19 protein-coding genes are annotated in these 18,865 nt (G+C 75.8%); 4 read left to right on the forward strand and 15 right to left on the reverse strand.

The features are described from left to right. Window positions 1–44: 44 nt before the first annotated feature. The 11 genes from ACERUJ_RS04935 to ACERUJ_RS04985 all read right to left on the reverse strand — a co-directional run bounded on the left by ACERUJ_RS04935 (window position 45) and on the right by ACERUJ_RS04985 (window position 8,629). Window positions 45–1,586: a hypothetical protein gene (locus ACERUJ_RS04935; protein WP_370247341.1), complete on the reverse strand. Its 1,542-nt coding sequence runs from the start codon at window positions 1,584–1,586 to the stop codon at window positions 45–47. A 91-nt stretch (window positions 1,587–1,677) separates the two neighbouring features. Then, on the reverse strand, window positions 1,678–3,171 hold the full coding sequence (locus ACERUJ_RS04940; RefSeq protein WP_370247342.1) for a carboxyl transferase domain-containing protein: 1,494 nt from the start codon (window positions 3,169–3,171) through the stop codon (window positions 1,678–1,680). Window positions 3,172–3,201: 30 nt separating this feature from the next. Next, window positions 3,202–3,600: a hypothetical protein gene (locus ACERUJ_RS04945; protein ID WP_370247343.1), complete on the reverse strand. Its 399-nt coding sequence runs from the start codon at window positions 3,598–3,600 to the stop codon at window positions 3,202–3,204. Next, entirely contained in the window at window positions 3,593–3,847 is a 255-nt protein-coding gene (locus tag ACERUJ_RS04950; RefSeq protein ID WP_372715301.1) for a hypothetical protein, read from the reverse strand. Before ACERUJ_RS04950 ends, ACERUJ_RS04945 begins: the two co-directional genes overlap by 8 nt. 5 nt (window positions 3,848–3,852) lie before the next feature. Further along, window positions 3,853–4,080: a hypothetical protein gene (locus ACERUJ_RS04955; protein WP_370247345.1), complete on the reverse strand. Its 228-nt coding sequence runs from the start codon at window positions 4,078–4,080 to the stop codon at window positions 3,853–3,855. Beyond that, complete coding sequence (locus ACERUJ_RS04960; RefSeq protein ID WP_370247346.1) at window positions 4,077–4,541, reverse strand: hypothetical protein; 465 nt, start codon at window positions 4,539–4,541, stop codon at window positions 4,077–4,079. Before ACERUJ_RS04960 ends, ACERUJ_RS04955 begins: the two co-directional genes overlap by 4 nt. A 39-nt stretch (window positions 4,542–4,580) precedes the next feature. Beyond that, window positions 4,581–4,916, reverse strand: coding sequence for a hypothetical protein (locus tag ACERUJ_RS04965; protein ID WP_370247347.1), 336 nt, complete (start codon window positions 4,914–4,916; stop codon window positions 4,581–4,583). Window positions 4,917–4,995: 79 nt separating this feature from the next. Beyond that, entirely contained in the window at window positions 4,996–6,030 is a 1,035-nt protein-coding gene (locus tag ACERUJ_RS04970; protein WP_370247348.1) for an NAD-dependent epimerase/dehydratase family protein, read from the reverse strand. Window positions 6,031–6,123: 93 nt separating this feature from the next. After that, window positions 6,124–6,501 (reverse strand): DUF1330 domain-containing protein, encoded by a 378-nt coding sequence (locus ACERUJ_RS04975; protein ID WP_370247349.1) that lies wholly within the window; start codon window positions 6,499–6,501, stop codon window positions 6,124–6,126. 44 nt (window positions 6,502–6,545) lie between these two features. Continuing rightward, window positions 6,546–8,051: a M1 family metallopeptidase gene (locus ACERUJ_RS04980; protein WP_370247350.1), complete on the reverse strand. Its 1,506-nt coding sequence runs from the start codon at window positions 8,049–8,051 to the stop codon at window positions 6,546–6,548. Next, a complete protein-coding gene (locus ACERUJ_RS04985) occupies window positions 8,048–8,629 on the reverse strand; it encodes an RNA polymerase sigma factor (protein ID WP_370247351.1) in 582 nt (193 codons plus the stop codon). Before ACERUJ_RS04985 ends, ACERUJ_RS04980 begins: the two co-directional genes overlap by 4 nt. 82 nt (window positions 8,630–8,711) lie before the next feature. Here ACERUJ_RS04985 and ACERUJ_RS04990 point away from each other — a divergent pair, with 82 nt between their 5' ends. Further along, a complete protein-coding gene (locus ACERUJ_RS04990; RefSeq protein ID WP_370247352.1) occupies window positions 8,712–10,457 on the forward strand; it encodes a serine/threonine-protein kinase in 1,746 nt (581 codons plus the stop codon). A 24-nt stretch (window positions 10,458–10,481) separates the two neighbouring features. On the opposite strand, the gene ACERUJ_RS04995 is transcribed toward ACERUJ_RS04990, so the two are convergent. After that, complete coding sequence (locus ACERUJ_RS04995; protein ID WP_370247353.1) at window positions 10,482–11,189, reverse strand: hypothetical protein; 708 nt, start codon at window positions 11,187–11,189, stop codon at window positions 10,482–10,484. A 105-nt stretch (window positions 11,190–11,294) separates the two neighbouring features. Between ACERUJ_RS04995 and ACERUJ_RS05000 the strand changes: the two genes are divergently transcribed. After that, window positions 11,295–12,824 (forward strand): amidohydrolase, encoded by a 1,530-nt coding sequence (locus tag ACERUJ_RS05000; RefSeq protein ID WP_370247354.1) that lies wholly within the window; start codon window positions 11,295–11,297, stop codon window positions 12,822–12,824. 137 nt (window positions 12,825–12,961) lie between these two features. Here ACERUJ_RS05000 and ACERUJ_RS05005 read toward each other — a convergent pair whose 3' ends face one another. The 3 genes from ACERUJ_RS05005 to ACERUJ_RS05015 all read right to left on the reverse strand — a co-directional run bounded on the left by ACERUJ_RS05005 (window position 12,962) and on the right by ACERUJ_RS05015 (window position 16,243). Continuing rightward, window positions 12,962–13,954: an SGNH/GDSL hydrolase family protein gene (locus ACERUJ_RS05005; RefSeq protein WP_370247355.1), complete on the reverse strand. Its 993-nt coding sequence runs from the start codon at window positions 13,952–13,954 to the stop codon at window positions 12,962–12,964. Window positions 13,955–14,023: 69 nt separating this feature from the next. Continuing rightward, complete coding sequence (locus ACERUJ_RS05010; protein ID WP_370247356.1) at window positions 14,024–15,031, reverse strand: SGNH/GDSL hydrolase family protein; 1,008 nt, start codon at window positions 15,029–15,031, stop codon at window positions 14,024–14,026. 60 nt (window positions 15,032–15,091) lie between these two features. Continuing rightward, on the reverse strand, window positions 15,092–16,243 hold the full coding sequence (locus tag ACERUJ_RS05015) for a helix-turn-helix domain-containing protein (RefSeq protein ID WP_370247357.1): 1,152 nt from the start codon (window positions 16,241–16,243) through the stop codon (window positions 15,092–15,094). Between the two features lie 101 nt (window positions 16,244–16,344). Here ACERUJ_RS05015 and ACERUJ_RS05020 point away from each other — a divergent pair, with 101 nt between their 5' ends. Then, complete coding sequence (locus ACERUJ_RS05020) at window positions 16,345–17,472, forward strand: ferredoxin reductase (protein ID WP_370247358.1); 1,128 nt, start codon at window positions 16,345–16,347, stop codon at window positions 17,470–17,472. Between the two features lie 50 nt (window positions 17,473–17,522). Beyond that, window positions 17,523–18,776: a fatty acid desaturase gene (locus ACERUJ_RS05025; protein WP_370247359.1), complete on the forward strand. Its 1,254-nt coding sequence runs from the start codon at window positions 17,523–17,525 to the stop codon at window positions 18,774–18,776. Window positions 18,777–18,865 lie beyond the last annotated feature (89 nt).

An 18,865-nucleotide genomic window follows, 5' to 3' on the forward strand; every position in this document is an offset into this window, starting at 1 on the left:
CAGCCGAGCAAACTGCCCCCGCCCGGCCGGGTGGCCGGATCGGGTCACCCGCCGTCGGCGAGGCGGATCATGCCGGCGAGGGTGGCGACGTAGAGGGTGCCGTCGGGGCCGAGGTAGATGGCGGCGTAGTGGTTGTTCCACTGGATGCCGGTGCCGGTGAGCCGGCTCCACGCGGTGCGGCCGGTGCGCAGGTCGATGGCGGTGACGTACCAGGCGTCGATGCCGTCGCTGCGGGCCGGCTTGGTGTAGGCGTAGAGCAGACCGGAGCCGTGGGAGGCCTTGGCCACCGACGTCGGGGCGATCGAGTCGTTGGTCCAGGCCAGGCGGCAGCCGCGGCGGGTAAGCACCACGCGGGCGATGCCGGGGGTGGTGGTGCGGCCCAGGGTGGTGGTCTGCACGCCCTCGTAGCCGTAGTTGTTCTCGATGATGAACGAGCGGCCCGCCGCCACGAGGCTGTTCTCCGTGGTGCCGGCGTTCGCGGGCAGGGTCGGCACCGCGCAGTGCTCGCGGCGGGCGGCCGGGACGCCGCGGCGACGGTCGTAGACGATCACCGACGTGCGCGGGTCGGCGTTGTCGGCGATCGCGATCCAGCGCTTCCCCAGCAGGGTCGGGGAGGTGCCCGAGCCGCGGGAGAGCATGCCCGGCTTCTTCCGGCTGCCGCGGTCGTAGACCTGCCGCCAGGTCACCTGCGGGCGACCGCGGCGATCGGCGTCCATCCGGTACAGCGCGTGGGTGGTGACGAGGTACACCGCCCCGGTCTCGTCGCTGCTGACGGAGTTGAAGATGCCCTCGCCGCGCGGCAGGGCGAGGATCCGGGCGACGCCGGTGCGGCGGTCCAGGATGCCGACGCGGGCGTCCTGGGTGACGAACCAGACCAGGCCGTTCCAGTCCACGGTGGTGGCCACCAGGCAGTCGTCGGCCGGGACGACGCCGGCCAGCGGCCACGTGCGGCCGCGCTGCAGCGTGCCGTCGGGGCGCACCGCGACCTCGGCGATCCGGCTGCCGATCGTGGTGGCGTAGACCCGGTCGCGCTGGTCGAGGAAGAAGTAGGTGCCGCCGCAGATGTCGCTGAACGGGTTGGCCCCCGAGAGCAGGTCGCGCTCGGAGAGCTGCACCTCGTCGATCGGGGCGAGGGTGTCGGGGTCCAACGACATCAGCGTGAAGCCGGCCAGGTCGCCGCACAGACCGATGAGGTGGCCGCGGGAGTCGAAGGCGGCGGTGGCGCACTCGCGCACGCCGTAGCTGGCCGAGGTGACCTGCAGGTCGCGCCCCAGCGGCCCGGCGACCTCGTAGGCGTCGGTGCTGTAGGCGTCGTTGTGCATGCTGCTGGTGCCGTTGGCCGAGAGGTAGGGGTTCTGCGGCACCCGGGGTGCGGCCATCGGGCGCGCCGCCACCGGGGCGCCCGAGAACTGCGGCACCAGCGCGTCGGTGAGCCCGGGCGGGATCGGGAGGCCGGGCACGGCCGGGATGCTCGGGATCGCCTGGGCGCCGCCCGCGGTCAGACCCGGCAGCAGGCCCAGCGTCGTGGAGACGCCGAGCAGGCCGGAGGCGAGGAGCAGGGGCAGCCGGGATCGCGGGGAGCGCACCGGCGCACCCTAACCCGGAACCCGACCTGAGAGGTGGTGTTAATTCCGATCAGTCCCGACCGGAACAGATGGTGACGACGGCGCCGCGGCGTCAGCGGTAGCGCTCGGCCCGCTGCGCCGGCGTGCCGGCGCCGACGCGCAGCAACCGTGCCAGCTCGAACTCCAGCACCGCGCCCACCCGACGGCAGAACTCCTCGGGCTCCTCGGCGGCGTCGGGCTGCTCGGCCACGATCCGGTCGACGACGCCGAGGCGGTGCAGGTCCAGAGCCCGCACCTGCTGGCGCCGCGCCATCTCGGGGGCGTGGTCGAGGTCGCGGTGCACGATCGCGCTCGCGCCCTCGGGCGGGAGCGGGGAGAGCCAGGCGTGCTGGGCGGCCACCACCCGGTCGGCCGGCAGGAAGGCCAGCGCCCCGCCCCCGTTGCCCTCGCCGAGCATCAGGCACAGCGTGGGGGCCGGGAGGGTGACCAGCTCGGACAGGCAGCGCGCGATCTCGCCGGCCAGCCCGCCGTTCTCCGCCTCCGGGGAGAGCGCTGCGCCCTGGGTGTCGATGACCGTCACCAGCGGCAGGCCCAGCTCGGAGGCCAGCCGGAAACCGCGCCTGGCCTCGCGCAGGGCCTGCGGCCCCATCGGGTGGTCGGCGGTCTGGCCCCGGCGGTCCTGCCCGAGGACCACGCACGGCGCCTCCCCGAACCTGGCGAGGGCGATGAGCAGCCCGGGATCCTGCTCGCCCTGCCCGGTGCCGTTGAGCGGGACGACGTCGCGCGCGGCGTAGCGCAGGAGTCGCCGCACGCCGGGCCGGTCGGGACGGCGGCTGCGGGTGACGGCGTCCCAGGTGTCGACGTCGGGCAGGGGCGAGGTCGGCGGGTCGGCGACCTCGGGGATCGGGCCCTTCGCGGCCAGCAGCACCGTCAGCGCGCGGTCGAGGATCTCGGCGATGTCCTCGGGCGCCACGACGGCGTCGATGATGCCGCGGGCGTAGAGGTTCTCCGAGGTCTGCACCCCGGCGGGGAACTCGCGCCCGTACAGCGCGGAGTACACCCGCGGCCCCAGGAAGCCGACGAGCGCGCCCGGCTCGGCCACCGTGACGTGGCCCAGCGAGCCCCACGACGCCATCACCCCGCCGGTGGTCGGGTGACGCAGGTACACCAGGTAGGGCAGGCCCGCGGAGCGGTGGGCGGCCACGGCCTCGGAGATCCGGACCATCTGCACGAACGCCGGCGTACCCTCCTGCATCCGGGTGCCGCCGCTCACCGGCGCCGCCAGCAGCGGCAGGCCCTCCGCGGTGGCGCGAGTGATGGCGGCGACGAGCCGGTCGGTGGCCGCGCGGCCGATGGATCCGGCCAGGAACCCGAACTCGCCCACCAGCACCGCCACCCGGCGTCCGCGCATGAGGCCCTCGCCGGTGAGCACCGACTCGTCCACCCCGCTGCGGCGCGCGGCGGCGGCCAGCTCGGCGGCGTACTCCTCGCCCACCCCGGTGCGGTCCGGGGCGGTGTCCCAGCTCGTCCACGACCCGGGGTCGAGCACCAGGTCGATGAGGTCGCGGGCGCTCGGGCGGGCGGGGCCGGACGTGGTGCGGGACACGGGGCTAGAACCTAGCCCGAGGTGCGTGCCTCAGGAGGAGGGCTCCCGACGGACGGTCAGCCGGGGCACCCCGCCGAGCCGCTTGGGGTAGCGCACGTGTCCCTCGAAGGCGGCCAGGGCGTCCCAGAGGGCGCGGTGCGCCGCCCACGGCAGGGGGTCGTCGCCGCGGTGCCAGGAGTCGCCGAAGGACACCCAGATCGGGGTCCAGTCGCGCGCGTCGTCCCAGGAGCCCTGCCGGGCCTCGACCATCCGCCGGCGCATCTGGAAGGCCTGGCGCGGACCGTCCACGCAGATCGGCGCCGTCGCCACCGGCCACACGCGCAGGTCCAGGAGCATGAGCGCGAGCTCGAGGTCGTGCAGCACGTCCGGGTCCACCAGCACGGTGGCCACGTTCTCGTGGGGGCGGCGCGCCCGGAGGCCGTCAGTCACCGCCGCCTCCGCCGCCACCGCCGCCACCGCCGTCTCCGCCACCGCCGTCTCCGCCGCCACCGGAGTCACCGCCCCAGCTCCAGCCGCCGCCGTCGTGCCCGCCGCGGTCGTCGCCGGAGTCACCGAAGAAGACGCCGCCGTCGCCGCCGTCGCTGCCGCCGCGACGCGGTCGGGACCGGCCGTTCTGCGAGGCGCCGATGATCACCACGACCACCAGCGCCACCAGGATCAGGACCACGACGACCACCGCGATCAGCGCCCGTCGGGGTACTCGTGGCGCACGGTGACCGTCAGCGGTCCCGTCTGCTGGCGGGCCAGCCGCAGGTTGCGCACGAACAGCACCATCGCCAGGGTCAGGAACACCAGGAAGAGCACCCCGCCCGCGATCATCGCGATCAGGAAGGCCTGCTCGGTCCAGTCGGGCTGCAGCGGGTCGAGGTCGCTGTCCGTGGCGAGGGGCGAGAGTGCGCTGAGGGTCATCGAGGTGCTCCGAGGGTGATCCGTGACGACGCGGCGTCGGTGCCGAGGGTGCTGACGATGCCGTGTCGGTCGGTCTCGCGCCACCCCCGAGCGGCCCGATCAGTCCCCACCGCCACCTCCGCCACCATCTCCGCCACCATCTCCGCCGCCACCACCTCCGCCGTCGCCACCGCCGGAGTCGCCACCGCCGAAGTCCCCGCCCCAGGACCACCAGCCGCCGGAGCCGCCGGAGCCGCCGGAGTCGCCGGAGTCGCCGTGGCGCGGGTCGTGGGGGTCGCCGTACCAGCCGTCCACGCCGTCCCCGGTGCCGGATCGCGGGCGGGGGTGCGGGCCGCGCCGCGCATCGCGCGGGCGCGCTGGTCGCACGCGCGCACCACCGCCACCACCACGGCGACGGCCATGACGAGGAAGATCACGGCCGCCGCGCCGAACACGAGCAGGACGATCAGCCGGGCGCTCATCGGCTCGGCTCCGTCCGCGCGGGCCGCCGGCGGCCGCGATCAGTCGCCACTGCCGCCACCCCCGTCGCCGCCACCCCAGCCGCCCCCCGAGCCGCCGGAGTCGCCCGAGTCGCCGGAGCCACCGAACCACGACGACCAGCCCGACCGTTCGGCGCCACCGGTGCGGGTCGCCCCGCCCCGGTCGTCGTCGCCGCCTCCGACGCCGTCCACCACGTCGGCGGCCAGGTCCAGCAGGCCGTCGCCGCGTTCGGAGGAGCGGCGGCGACGCCGCCGGGGGCCGGCGAGCAGGAGCACCACGAACCCCACGACCAGCACGGCGAGCAGGCCGAGCAGGGCGTAGAGGATCCCGGACAGCAGGGAGTCGATCAGGTCCATCGCGCGCCTTCCGGCCGAGTGGGTGATAGGTGGGTCAGGTGTCAGGTGGCGCAGCGCACCATGCCCGCCCCGCGCCGGGCTAGTCCTGCCTGTCGCCCTCGGTCCCGGCGGCGTCGCGCGCGTGCCAGGCCGCCAGCACCGCGCGCTCCTCGTCGCGCGTGAGCCCCGTGCGCACCGCCGCGGGCCCGGCCGCCCTGCTCCAGGTCAGGGTGTCGCGGGCGGTGTCGGCGATCGGTCGCCAGCGCAGTCCGGTCGCCTCCGACGGCGCCGGGTCGTGGCGCATCATCGCGTCGTGCTCGGGGCGCGGCAGCCACAGCGGCAGGGAGCGGGGTCCCATCCAGGGCGCGACGTCGAGCGCGGCCAGGGCGGCGTCGGGCACCCAGGAGGGCTGCCAGATCGCGGCACCGACACCGGCCGCCACGGTTGTGACGAGGTCACCGAACGGCGTGGCCGGGCCGACGGCGTCGACGGTGCCGGTGGTGCCCTCCTCGGCGAGCAGCACCAGCCAGTCCGCGAGGTCGCGCACGTCGATCACCTGCACGGCGTCCTCGGGGCGCCCTCCCAGCAGCACCTCGCCGCCGTCGGCGAGCCGCTCGGGCCAGTAGGTGAACCGGCCGCTGGGGTCCTCGGGGCCCGCGATCAGGCCGGGCCGCACGATCGTGGCAAGGGCCGCGCCGGCGCGGACGTGCTCCTCACAGGCCACCTTCGTGGGGCCGTACGCCGTCGGGTCCTCGCGCAGGTCGACGTCCTCGTCCCGGGCCGGCTGCGGGGACACCGTGGCCGGGCTCGCGCCGACCGGGTACTCGTCGGGGTAGACGCTGATCGTCGACACGAACACCCAGTGCGCCCCGGGCAGGGCCGCGACGGCGTCGCGCACCCACGACGGCGTCCGGCCGACGTCGACCACGACCTCCGGCGGTCCGCCCAGGGCCGTGTCGATCGCGGCGACGGGCACCGGTTCGACCGCGCGGTCCCAGCGCACGTGCCGCACCCCGGGCGGCACGGCGCCGCTGCGGCCGCGGCACACCGCCGCGACCTCGTGGCCCCGTGCCACCGCGGCCCGCGCCGTGGCGCGGGACAGGAAGGCCGTGCCGCCGAGGACCGCGATCCGCATGCCCCCACCCTCCCCAGCGGGGCCGGGGCGGTCAACGCGCGTCCGCTCTCAGCGCAACCGGGCCGGGTCGCTCAGCGGCCGGTCGCCGGTGCCTCAGAGGCCGGGCGCGGGGTCCGTGGGCACCAGCCGGGCGTCCTCCAGCGCGGCGGTGCGCAGGTGGGTGAAGGACTGGTACTCCGGGTCCATCACCGCATCCAGGAACGCCTGACGGGAGGGGTAGCGCACCAGCAGGACCTCGTGCCACCACGGGTCGGGGCCGATCACGGCGGCCGCTGCCTCGCCGGCGTAGACGACGCTCGCCCCGGCACGGTGGAGCAGCGGCAGCGCCTGCTCGGCGTAGGCGCGGTAGGAGGCCCGGCCCTCCTCGCCCGCGAAGCGCAGCAGGTTGACCATCACCACCGGCCCGGTCGCCGTGCGCGCCTCGGCGGCGAGGGCGCGGATCTGATCGGGGGTGGGGTCCACGGTGGGCATGGTGCGCAGGCTAGCGGCGAGGCGGGCGGCCCGACGTGCGCGGGTCAGCGCGGCAGCTCGGGGGAGACCCGCGCCAGCAGCCAGGACCGCCACAGGTCGTCGAGCTGCCGGCCGGTGCGCTCCTCCAGGAACGCCAGCAGGTCGGCGGCGCGCACGCTGCGACCGGCCTGCTGCGCCGGCCAGTCGCGCACGACGGCGAGGAAGGCGTCGTCGCCGATCTCGCGGCGCAGGGCGGCCCAGAAGTAGGCGCCGCCGTAGTAGACGTTGGTGGACCCGAACTGGCGCGGGTCGGGGCGTCCCGGCGGGCCGGCCTCCACCCGGGCGTAGGCCTCGTCGCCCGCGTACCGCTCGAGGTAGCGGTCCAGCGGCACCCCCTCCTGCTCGGCCTCCCACCACCACTGCAGGTACATCGCCATGCCCTCGTTGAGCCACAGATCGCGCCAGTCCGCGGGCGTCACGAGGTCGCCCCACCACTGGTGGGCGAACTCGTGGAGGATCACCGCCGGGCTCGTGGCGTAGTCGGTGTCGCCGAGGGTGATCATCGACTGGGTCTCCATCGCGCTCGCCGAGCGCACCACCACCGCCCCCGCGGTGTCGAACGGGTAGGGCCCCAGGTGCTGCTCGAGCCAGTCGATCGCGGCGGGTGCGGTGTCGAGCGCGTCGTCGAAGCGCCGCTCCCCGCGCGGGGTCCACAGCGTGATCGGGACGCCGGAGCCGCTGGTGAGCTCGCGGGAGGTGTAGTCGCCCACCGCGAGGGTCACCAGGTAGGCGGCCGCGGGGTCCTCGAGCCGGTAGGAGGTGGTGCGGCGCCCGTCGGCGGCGGCCGTGTCGCCGACCGGTGTGCCGCCCGCGACGCCCACCCAGCCCGGGGGCGCGGTGATCGTGAGGTCGTAGAGCGCCTTGTCGGAGGGGTGGTCGTTGACGGCGTACCAGGTGTAGGCCCCGAACGGTTCCTGCATCGTCCACAGCTGGTGGTCGGGGTCGATGGTGAGTCCGAGACCCTCGATGTCGGTCCGGGTGGCCGGCGCGGCGACGGGCTCGGGGGTGCCGGCGTAGGACAGCGTCAGCTCGGCCACCTGGTCGGCGACGACCGCGGCCTGCACCACGAGGTCCTTGCCGTCGTGGGTGGTGCTCACCGGGGCGCCGTCGAGCAGCGCCTCGGTGACGGCCATCGTCCCGGCGAGGTCGAGGCGCACCTGCGCGGCGTCGGCGGTGGCGCGGAAGGTCAGCACCTCGGTGGCGGTGAGGGTGTCGGTGTCGCGGTCCCAGGCCACGTCGAGGTCGTAGTGCAGGGCGTCGACGCCGGGGTCGCCGACCTCGGGGTAGGCCGAGTCCTCCGCCGGGGTGCTGCGGGCGGCCGCGAGGGCGGGGTCCACCTCGGTCGCCACGGACCCGGTGGGGGAGCCGGTCGGCGCCCCCGACGCCGCGGCGCCGCCGGTGGTGCCGGCGCCGCCGGTGGTGTCCGGTCCGCCGCACGCGGCGAGCCCGGTCGACCCGGTGAGGACGACGGCGAGCAGCGCCGTCGTCAGGGTGCGCCGCCGCCGGCTCACCCCTCGCCCCGCAGCAGCGGCCGGGCGAGCTTGCGGCCGTGGTGGATCTGGGCCTTGATCGTGCCGAGCGGGGCGCCGACGAGCGTGGCGATCTCCTCGTAGGGCAGCCCGTACACGTCGCGCAGCAGCAGCGGCTCGACGTACTGCGGGTGGTCCTTCTCGATCTCCTCCATCGCCTCGAGCAGGTCCAGCCGGGTGCCGGCGATGACGCTGGTCGTGCGCGGGTCGGGACGCTCGGTGATCGGGCTGTGCTCGAGCGGGTCGGCGGCCTGGGCCTGGGTGCGCATGCGCCGGTAGGTGCTGCGCGCGGAGTTCACCGCCACGACGTGGGTCCAGGTCGTCACCCGGCCGCGGCCGTGCCAGCCGGTCAGCTTGGTGGCGATGTTGAGCAGCGCGTCCTGGCAGGCGTCCTCGGCGTCGGGGGTGTAGGGCAGCACGCCGCGGCACACCGCGAGCACCCGCGGCCGCAGCGCGGTGAGCAGATCCTCCATCGCCGCCCGGTCGCCGGCCTGCGCCGCGCGGGCCCAGGCGTCGAGGTCGTCGGGGGTGGGGGCCTCCGGGGCGCTGCTGAAGCTCATGGCCGACTTCCTTCCCCCGTCCGGGCCGTTCGATGCCGCCCCGCGCTGTCGTGCGGTGCGTCCGAGCGCCCATAATGCAGCCGTGGCCTTCGTCGGACCCAGCCATCTCGGGCGTTATGCCGTGCGCCGTCGCCTCGGCAGCGGCGGGTTCGCCACGGTCTGGCTCGCCTACGACGAGCAGCTCGACGCCCCGGTGGCCATCAAGGTGCTCGCCGAGAACTGGGCCGAGCAGCACGAGGTCCGCACCCGGTTCCTCGAGGAGGGCCGCTACCTGCGCCGCGTGGAGTCCCCCCACGTCGTACCGGTCTACGACGCCGGCCAGCTCGAGGACGGGCGGCCCTACCTCGTGATGGCCTACGCCGACCAGGGCACGCTGGCCGACCGTCTCGAGCAGCTCACCGCCCCGGATCCGGCCGCCGATCCTGCCGCCGGGCCCGCGGGCCTCCACCCCGCCCAGGCGGCGCTCATCGTGCAGCAGGTCGCGGCGGGTCTCGGCGCGCTGCACGACCGCGGCATCCTGCACCGCGACGTCAAGCCGGCCAACGTGCTCTTCCGCACCGTCGACCTGCCCGGGGCGTCCGCGGGCGCCGGCGGGGCGGGGGCGGAGCCGCGGGTGCGCGCCATGGTCGGCGACCTCGGGCTCGGCAAGGCCCTCGACGTGTCCTCGCGCCTGACGATGATCGCCGGCACCCCGGCGTTCGTCTCGCCCGAGCAGGCGCGGGGGGAGGGCCTGGACGCCCGCGCCGACCAGTACTCCCTCGCCGTGCTGGCCTTCCTGCTGCTCTCGGGCCGGCTGCCCTGGACCCACGCCACCCTGCCGGCGGCCGCCGAGCCCGGCGAGCCGGTCACGCTCAGCACCTCCGAGCGCCGGTTCCCCGCCGAGGTCGAGGACGTCGTGCGCCGCGGCCTCGCCCGCGACCGCACCGCCCGCTTCGACACGGTCTCGGGCTTCGCCGACGCCCTCACCGCCGCGCTCGCCCCGCTGGTGGGCGACACCGCGCCGACCACCGTCACGATGCGGCCGCTGGAGGTCACGCCGTCGGGCGCGCCCGCGCTGCCCCGCGACCCCGACCTCACCCAGCCCGGCGTCCGCCCCTCGCCCGCACCCGCCGACCCGCCCGCCGGGTCGGGTGCAGGGTCGCCCGCCGGACCGGGTGCCGTGGCGGCGCTGGCCTCCAGCGCCACGCGGATGGACCCCGCCGAGCCGCCCACCTCGGTGGGCGCCGACCTCCCCGCGCCCCCGCCGGCGCCCGGCGCCGCGCCCCGGGGCCGGGGCCGCGCGGTGCTGGCCACCCTCGCGGTCGCGGTGGCCACCGCCGGACTCGGCGTCGCGGCCGGTGCCGGCGTCGGGGTCGCGACCGCCTCCGGCGCCCCCGAGACCCGCGAGGTGAGCGACGACTCCGGGGCGTTCGTCGCCGTCGTCCCGGGCGACTGGGACGCCGAGGCCGACGGCGGCTGGGTCCCGCCGAGCGACGCCGAGCCGGCGGGCGACACCGCGTTCCCCGCGCTCTCGGTGGGCAACGGCCCCGACTGGCCGCAGGCCACCGACGGCGAGGGCCTGTTCGTCGGCCTGATCCCCTCCGCCACGCTGCCCGACGTGCTCCCGGGGCACCCCGACTGCGCCTCCGCCCGCGGCGTCACCGGCGACCGGACCCCCGACGGCGTGCAGCGCACCCAGGTCTTCGAGCAGTGCGCCGACGGCGACGGGGTGGTGGTCGAGCGGGTCGTGCAGGTGGCCGACGAGCAGATCGTGTGGATCCAGGTGCGCGCGGCCCGGATCGCCGACGCCACCGCCGTGCTCGACAGCCTGCAGTTGCGCGACCTCTGAGACCCGTCCCGGTGTACCGGCGGCTCAGCCCGCGGCGGGGGCCTGGGCGTCCGGTCCGGTCACGACGTCGGCGCTGATGCGGTCGAGCAGGTCGCGCATGCCGGCGCGGTCGGCCTCGCGGCCGTAGACCGCGATCAGGCCGTAGGCCAGGGCGCCGTCGGGGCCGGGGAAGGCCTGCTCCATCGTGACGCGCCGGTACCCGCCGGAGTCGATGTAGGAGGCGGTGAAGGAGTCGGAGTCGCGCTCCTCCACCTCCAGGTCGAGGAAGTTGCCGTCGGCCAGGGCCGACTGCAGCTCGGAGATCCGCTGCAGGATCGCGGTCTGCAGCACCGCCTGCCGCGGATAGATGAGGTCGACCCGGATGCCGTAGGTGTTCGGCGGGTTCTCCGGCACGGTGTAGGTCCACCGGGCGACCTGGGACTGGCTCTCCACCCACTGCGGGTCGCGGGGCATGGGGGCCCGGAGCAGCAGGCCCCGGTAGGCGTCGCCGCGGGGCGCGGTGCTGCGGAACGTGACCGGCACCAGCGGCAGGTCCGTGGTCAGCGCCGGGGTGTCGGGGTCGGGAGAGACGGCGTAGGTGGGCAGTGGGTTCGCGGGGCTGCGGGCCGGCACCGGCGCAGGAGCGTCGAAGGCCGTCACCGCCGGGGCGTCGTCGCGCGGGACCGCGAGGAAGCCGGCCGCGGCACCGGCGGCCAGCATGACCACCGCCACGAGCGCGAGCCGAGCCTTCACAGGCGCGACCCTACCCAGCCCGGGCGCCGTCGAGCCTCCCGGACCGCTCCCCGCGCCCGTGTCGGCCTCCGCTGGCCCCGGGTGCGGGCTCGGTAGGGTCGGGTGGTGGACGACCTGCTGCTGCGCGACGTGCGCCCGCTCGCCCTCCGTCCCGGAGCCCCGGCGACCCCCGAGCCGGTGGACCTGCTGCTGCGCGACGGCGTCGTCGTCGCGGCCGGGCCCGGGCTGGCGCGGCCCGCCGGGGTGCCCGAGCTGCAGGCCGCGGGGCGCTGGGCGATCCCCGGGCTGTGGGACCAGCATGTGCACCTGGGGCAGTGGACCCTCACCCGCTCCCGGCTCGACACCGCCGGCTGCGCCTCGCCCGAGGAGGCGGTGGCGCTCGTCGCGGCGCGGGTGGCGGCCGAGCCTGGCCGCCCCGTCATCGGCTGGGGACACCGGCCCGGTGGCTGGGGCCGGGAGGTGCGGGCCTCCGAGCTGGACGCCGTCGCCGGGGTGACCCCGGTGGTGCTCATCGCCGGCGACGCCCACCACGCCTGGCTCAACTCCGCGGCCCTGGCCGCACTCGGCCTCGGCGCCCGCGAGGAGGTCGTGCGCGAGAACGAGTGGTTCGCCGCCTACGAGCGCCTCACGACCATCACCGGCGACGCCGGCACCACCCCGGCCGACTACCGCCGCACGCTGGAGGCGGCCGCCGCCCGGGGCGTGGTCGGCCTGGTGGACCTGGAGTTCACCGACGGCGTCATGGCCTGGCAGGAGCGCTGGAGCGGGCAGCTGGACCTGCTCCGCCTGCGGATCGGGGTCTACGCCGACCGGCTCGAGGACGTCATCGCCCGCGGCCTGCGCACCGGGGCGCCGCTACTGCCTGAGGACCCGACGTCGGACCGGCTGCGGATGGGCAGCCTGAAGATCATCAGCGACGGCTCGCTCAACACCCGCACCGCCTGGTGCTGCGACCCCTACGGCTCCGGGGGCTCGGGCGGCGACGATCACGGGGCGGCGAACCTGGCGGCCCACGAGTTGCAGGCGCTGCTGGCCCGCGCGCACATGTCGGGGCTGGAGATCGCCGTGCACGCCATCGGCGACGCCGCCTGCGGCGCCGCCCTCGACGCCTTCGCCACCACCGGCGCCGCGGGGTCGATCGAGCACGCCCAGCTGGTGCGCCCCGATGACGTCGCCCGGCTCGCCGCCCTCCGGCTGCGGGCCTCGGTGCAGCCGGCCCACCTGCTCGACGACCGCGACGTCACCGAGCTGCTGTGGCCCGGCCGGGGCGAGCGGAGCTTCGCCTTCCGCTGGATGCTCGACGCCGGCGTGCGGCTGGTGCTCGGCTCCGACGCGCCGGTCTCCCCGCTCGACCCCTGGCTGGCGATGGCGGCCGCGGTGCACCGCAGCGCCGACGACCGCGACCCGTGGCACCCCGAGCAGGCGCTGACCCCGCGCGAGGCGCTCGCGGCCTCGACCGACGAGCACCCCGGCCTCACCGTGCCCGGCACGCCCGGAGACGTCGTCCTGCTCGACCACGACCCGCTCGCCGTCGATCCGGCCGAGCACGGCAGCGCCGCCGCGGCCGCCCACCTGCGCACCACCCAGGTGGCCCTCACCGTCGTCGGCGGCCGGGTGGTCGCCGGCGCCGTCTAGGCCCGCGGGTGGTCGCCGTCTCCCGTTGCCACGAGCGAAATTGGCAGGAGGCGTCGGCGGTGGCACCCCCGTGACCTGCCAATTTCGCTCGTGGCAACGGACCCTCGGTGAGCACCGGCGGTCCGGAGGGGGCAGGCTCAGGCGCCCTCGACCAGGCCGACGACGAGGTCGGCGACGGCCCGCTGCTCGGCGGGGTAGGGGTGCAGGCCCATGGCGCGCCGCGGGTCGCCCCGGATGCCGGCGACCCAGGGCTGCTCGGAGCAGATGTCGTGGCCCTGGCTGGCGGCGACGAGGTCGACGTACTCGGCGCCCGCCTTCACCCCGCCCTGGGCGACGGCCGCGGCGAGGTCGAGGTTGAGCCCGCGCACGTAGTCGTAGTCGCCCAGCGCGAGGGGCAGCTTGGCGGTGCAGGTGCCCTCGTCGGGCAGCAGCTGGGGGTAGCCGATCAGCAGGATCCGGGCCGAGGGCGCCTGGTTGCCGATCGCGCGCACCACGCGGGTGACGCGCTTGCGGATCTCGCCGAGCTTGCGCTCGAGGCGGTCGCGGCCGGCGTCGGTGCGGTTGCGGTCGCGGCAGGGCGCGCCCTCGGGGTCGCGCTCGGCCAGCTTCAGGCAGGTGAACATCATCTTGGAGAAGAACCGGAAGTCGTTGGCCCCGATGCCCAGGGTCACGAGGTCGACCTCGTCGGACAGCGCGTCGAGCTGCGGCGGCCGCGCACCGCTGGTGAAGGACTGCTCGCTGAAGATGCTCACCGTCGAGGCGCCGGAGCAGCTGACGTCGGTGACCTCGATCCCGAGCCGCTGCGCCACGAGCGAGGGGTAGTTCTCCTGCGAGCGCAGGCAGTCGTCGATCTGCTCCCCGCTCACCAGCGGGAACAGCGGGGCGGCGGTGTAGGAGTCGCCCATCGCGACGTAGGTGAGCTCGCCGTCAGCGGTGGGCGTGCCGGTGCCGTCGGGGGCCGGGGACGGCGACGCCGAGGCGTCCGGCAGGGCACGGCCGTCAGCGCTCTGGCAGCCGCCGAGCACGAGGGCGCCCAGGGTCAGGCCGACCACGAGGGAGAGGCCCCGCCGAGTGCCCGGTCGAGCGCCCGGCCGGGTGCCCCGTCGCAGACTCAGGGCGCGTCGGTTCACGCGGGTCAGGATACGAGGTCGGACGTCCTACCAGACAAACCCGGGTGCCTTGGGGGGTATGCGTGTCGGTCAGCGTCCGCGCCGGCCGCCCTCCCGGGCGGCGGGCGGGTCGGTCGGCGGGTCGGCCAGCAGGTCGGCGAGCAGGTCGGCCACCGCGGTCTGTTCCACGAGCCGCGGGTGCACCGGGATGCCGTCGCCCTCGGCGGGGTCCAGGCCGTTGACCCACGGGGTGGCGGCGCAGATGTCGTGCCCACGGCTCGGGGTCGCGACGTCGAGGAACTCCACGTCGGCGGCGCGCGCCGCCCACTCCAACGCGGCGGACAGGTCGGTGTTGACCCCGGCGATGAACGCGACGTCACCGGCGGCGACGGGCAGCACGTCGGGGCAGCCCGGTCCGGAGTCCGGCAGCAGGGCGGGGTAGCCGACGACGACGACGCGCGCCCGCGGCGCCCGGTCGACGACGGCGTCGATGACGGCGCCGACGTTGTCGTCGATCTCGTCCAGCACCTCGGTCGTGCGGTCGCGGATCGCGGCCTCGCAGGGGCTGCCGGTCGGGTCGGTGGCGGCGTAGCGGGCGCAGGACCCGAGCAGCTGGGTGAACAGGCCGCCGTCGTTGCCGCCGATGCTGAGGGTGACCAGCCGGGTGCGGGGGCCCAGCTCGGGGAGGTCGCCGGCGACGGCCCCGGCGAGCAGGTCCTCCGAGGTGGCCCCGCTGCAGGTGGCGTCGGCGAGGCCGAGGTCGAGGCGCTCGGCCAGCTGGTGGGGGTAGTTGCGGGTGGAGCGGAAGCAGCCGCCGCTGCCGGGGGCGACCGGGTCGATCCCGGCGCCCGCGGAGTAGGAGTCGCCGAGGGCGACGTAGCGCACGGGTCCCGCGGCGTCCGGACCACCGGGCTCGCCGGGCGCCGTGGTCGTCGTGTCCGCGGCCGGCGGGATCGCAGCCGGCGCGCCGCCGGGATCGGCCGATCCGCCGCAGGCGGCGAGCGTCGTGACCAGCAGCAGCGCGGGGCCGACGGCCCGCAGGGCGCGCGCCTCGACCGGGGTCCGGGGGCGGCGGGGACGCGGGACGGGGCGGTTCATTCCCGCCAGCCTACGACCGCGGCGGCCACCCCCCGGCACCCCCGACGACCCGGGCCCGCGTCAGCCCAGCCCGATGGTGGCCGCCAGCACGAAGTCGGGGTCCTCCAGCCGGTCGCCGTAGGCCTCGCGCAGCTGCGCCACGCGGTACCGCACCGTCTGGGGATGCACGAACAGTGCGGCGGCGACGTCGTCGCGGCGGCCCTGGTGCAGCACCCAGGCGCGCAGGGTCTCGGCCAGCTTCTCCCGCGCGGCGGGGCGCAGCGCGGCCCGCGGCGCGAGCACCCGGGCGCGCAGGTCGGCGCGGGCCTCGGCGTCGGCGGAGAGCACCAGGGCCGGCAGGTGCTCCTCGGTGTCGCCGGCCAGGCCGGCACGGTGGGCGCGCACGACGCGGTCCGCCGAGGCGCGCACCGCCTCCCAGGGGCGGGCCGGCCCCACGACGGCGTGGCGTCCCCGGACCGCCCGCAGCAGGGCCGCGCGGCCGGCGCCGTGGCTGTCGGGCACCAGCAGCAGCACGCCGTCGTCGGGGGTGAGGCCCGGTGGGTCGGCGGCCTGGAGCGTGCCCGGCGGCAGGGCGCTGATGACGGCCCGCACCTGCGACTCCGCCAGCAGCACCGCGGTGAGGGTGGCGGGCAGCGACCACTCGGCCCGCTCCGCGGCGCCGAGCACGACGTCGGCGGGGGAGCCGGTGAGCAGGTGGTGCGCCAGGCGCTCCCGCTGGCGCTGTCGGAGGCGACCCGCGGTGGCGAGCTCGTCGTGGTACCCGGCGACCGAGGCCGCCGACAGCTCGTCGATGTAGGCGAAGACGAGCTCGGCGAACGCCGCCAGGGTGCGGGCGTCGAGGCCGGAGGCGACGCCGCGCTCGGCCATCGCGCGCCACGACACCCGGGCGCCGATGCGGTACGCCGACAGGATCACCTCGCTGCTGCGCTCGTGGCGGGCCTCGCCGCGGCCCAGCTGGTAGGCGCCGTCGACGGCGGTGGCGGTGGGGGCGGTGGCGGTGCCGCCGCGTCCGGCGGCCAGGGAGAGGAACCCTCCGAGGGCGACCTCCACGGCGGTGCGGATGGTGGCGCCCATGGGCCCGGAGAAGGCGTCGGCGTAGCTCGGCACCTCGGCGATGATCGCGGCCACGGCATCCTCGGCGATCACGGGCAACGCCTCCCGGATGCCGGCCACGGCCTGTGCCGGGAGGGACAGATCGCCGGGTTCGCGCATGGCGTCATCCTGGGCTCTTTGTTCGCAGATGACAAGAAAGCCGGTGCGGTTCACGTGAGGAGCACAGGAGTTCGACGCCGGGCGAGGACATGCTGGTCACCATGACGGCCCTGCCCCTTCCCGGACCGCTGACGCGCACCGCCCGCGCGGGCTCCCTCACAGGGTCCCTGACCGACGGCGTCGCGTGGCGCACCCGCGCGCGACGCGTCGCCGAGGCCGCCCTCACACCGATGGTGCCGGCCGACGTGCTCGACATGGTCGCCCCGCTGCGCGCGGGCGCCGACCTCCGGGCGCGGGTCGTGGCGGTCGAGCCCGAGACCCTCCGGGCCGCCACCCTCGTGCTGCGCCCCGGCCGCGACTGGGCCGGCCACACCCCCGGGCAGTACCTGCGCCTGGGCGTCGACGTCGACGGCGTGCGTCACTGGCGCGCCTACTCCCTCACCCACGGCCCGCGCACGGACGGCCTGATCAGCGTCACCGTGCAGGCCATCGAGGACGGCGTGGTCTCGAACCACCTCGTGCGCGGCCTGCGCCCCGGCGACCTGCTCCACCTCGACCAGGCCGCGGGCGACTTCACCGCCCCCGACCCGGCCACGCCGGTGCTGTTCGTGACCGCCGGCTCCGGCATCACCCCGGTGATGGGCATGCTGCGCCACCACCGCTACGCCGACGCCGTGCTCGTGCACTCCGCGCTCACGGCCGAGGACGTCGTGTTCGGCGCCGAGCTGCGCGTGCGCGCCGCGCGGGGGGAGTTCCGTCTCGTCGAGTTCCACACCGACCGCGACGGGATGCTCGACGTCGCCGACCTCGCCACCCTGGTGCCCGACCTCGCCGCCCGCACCACCTACGCCTGCGGCCCGGTCGGCCTGCTCGACGCCCTCGAGGCCCACCACGGCGACGCCGGCCTGCCGCTGCACACCGAGCGGTTCCGGCCCAGCGTCGTCGTCACCGGCGAGGGCGGCACGCTGGCCCTGGCTCGCACCGCCACCCCCGCTCTGCTGGAGGCCGACGGCGCCACGCCGCTGCTCGACGTCGCCGAGCAGGCCGGGGTGCTCATGCCCAGCGGCTGCCGGATGGGCATCTGCTTCGGCTGTGTGCTGCCCCTGGTCGACGGCGCCGTGCGCGACCTGCGCACCGGCGAGGTGACCACCGCCGACCCGATGACCGGCGCCGTGCCGGTGCAGACCTGCATCTCCGCCGCCGCCGGCCCCTGCACGCTCGACCACTGACCGCACTCCCGTACCCGACCGCACCCACCGCGACCTTCGAGGGATTCCCGATGACCGTCATCACCAAGCAGCCCGTCAGCCCCATCGCCCACCTCTCGGCCGAGGACGTCGAGCTGCTCGGCAAGGAGCTCACCGCCATCCGGCAGTCGGTGCTCGACACCCGCGGCGAGTCCGACGCCCGCTACATCCGCCGGATGGTCGCGGTGCAGCGTCGTCTCGAGCTGGGCTCGCGCGCCGTGCTGCTGGGCAGCGCGCTGCCGCCGCTGTGGGTGCTCGGCACCGCCGGCCTGACGATCGCCAAGATCCTGGAGAACATGGAGATCGGCCACAACGTCATGCACGGCCAGTGGGACTGGATGCGCGACCCGAAGATCCACTCGACCACCTGGGAGTGGGACAACGCCTCCCCGGCCGAGGGCTGGAAGCACAGCCACAACGAGGTGCACCACACCTACACCAACATCGTCGGCAAGGACAACGACCTCGGCTACGGCATCATGCGCGTGGACGAGGACCAGCGCTGGCACCCCTTCCACCTCGGCCAGCCGCTGTGGAACTTCCTCAACGCCTGCCTGTTCGAGTACGGCATCGCCGCCTACGACCTCGAGCTGGGCCGCAACCTCGCCCTGCCGAAGGACAAGCGCCCCGAGTCCTTCACGCGCGGTGTGAAGGCGACGCTGGGCAAGATCCGCAAGCAGGCCACCAAGGACTACCTGGTGCACCCGCTGCTCGCCGCCCCGACCGGCGCGGCGCCCCAGGTGCTGCTCGCCAACGTCGTGGCCAACGTGCTGCGCAACCTGTGGTCGCACTCGGTGATCATGTGCGGCCACTTCCCCGAGGGCGTGGAGACGTTCGAGAAGAAGTCGATCCCGGACGACGAGACCCAGGGCCAGTGGTACCTGCGGCAGATGCTCGGCTCGGCCAACATCTCCGGCGGGCCGTTCCTGCACATCATGACCGGCAACCTCTCCCACCAGATCGAGCACCACCTGTTCCCCGACCTGCCCAGCAACCGCTACGCCGAGGTCGCCCCCCAGGTGCGCGAGGTGTTCGAGAAGTTCGGCCTGAACTACCACAGCGCGCCGCTGCCGCAGCAGGTCGCGAGCGCCTGGCACAAGGTCGTGCGGCTCTCGCTGCCCAACGGCTGGCTGGCCACCACCACCCCCCGCAACCTCCCGACCCAGCTCAAGCTGCTCTACGCCATGTCCACCGGCGGCCCCAAGGTCCGCCGCGCCGCCCAGGCCCGCCTCGACCAGCAGGCCCGCCGCCTGGCCAAGGAGAAGGAGGCCGCCGCCGCGGCCTGACCCCTCCCTCCCTGGCCGTCGTGGGTCGCCGGGGGTACGTCGTCACAAGCAAACGGCAGCCGGAATCAGCGATTCCGGCTGCCGTTTGC

Source organism: Nocardioides sp. (genome assembly GCF_964228225.1).
In the GTDB taxonomy this organism is placed as follows: Bacteria; Actinomycetota; Actinomycetes; order Propionibacteriales; family Nocardioidaceae; genus Nocardioides.

Excerpts from the sequence above, each read along its gene's own strand:
- ACERUJ_RS04970 (WP_370247348.1), bottom strand. The coding sequence starts at position 6,030 with ATGCGGATCGCGGTCCTCGGCGGCACGGCCTTCCTGTCCCGCGCCACG.
- ACERUJ_RS05020 (WP_370247358.1), top strand. The coding sequence starts at position 16,345 with ATGACGGCCCTGCCCCTTCCCGGACCGCTGACGCGCACCGCCCGCGCG.
- ACERUJ_RS05010 (WP_370247356.1), bottom strand. The coding sequence starts at position 15,031 with ATGAACCGCCCCGTCCCGCGTCCCCGCCGCCCCCGGACCCCGGTCGAG.
- ACERUJ_RS04960 (WP_370247346.1), bottom strand. The coding sequence starts at position 4,541 with ATGAGCGCCCGGCTGATCGTCCTGCTCGTGTTCGGCGCGGCGGCCGTG.
- ACERUJ_RS04985 (WP_370247351.1), bottom strand. The coding sequence starts at position 8,629 with ATGAGCTTCAGCAGCGCCCCGGAGGCCCCCACCCCCGACGACCTCGAC.
- ACERUJ_RS05025 (WP_370247359.1), top strand. The coding sequence starts at position 17,523 with ATGACCGTCATCACCAAGCAGCCCGTCAGCCCCATCGCCCACCTCTCG.
- ACERUJ_RS04955 (WP_370247345.1), bottom strand. The coding sequence starts at position 4,080 with ATGACCCTCAGCGCACTCTCGCCCCTCGCCACGGACAGCGACCTCGAC.
- ACERUJ_RS05015 (WP_370247357.1), bottom strand. The coding sequence starts at position 16,243 with ATGCGCGAACCCGGCGATCTGTCCCTCCCGGCACAGGCCGTGGCCGGC.
- ACERUJ_RS04965 (WP_370247347.1), bottom strand. The coding sequence starts at position 4,916 with ATGGACCTGATCGACTCCCTGCTGTCCGGGATCCTCTACGCCCTGCTC.
- ACERUJ_RS04975 (WP_370247349.1), bottom strand. The coding sequence starts at position 6,501 with ATGCCCACCGTGGACCCCACCCCCGATCAGATCCGCGCCCTCGCCGCC.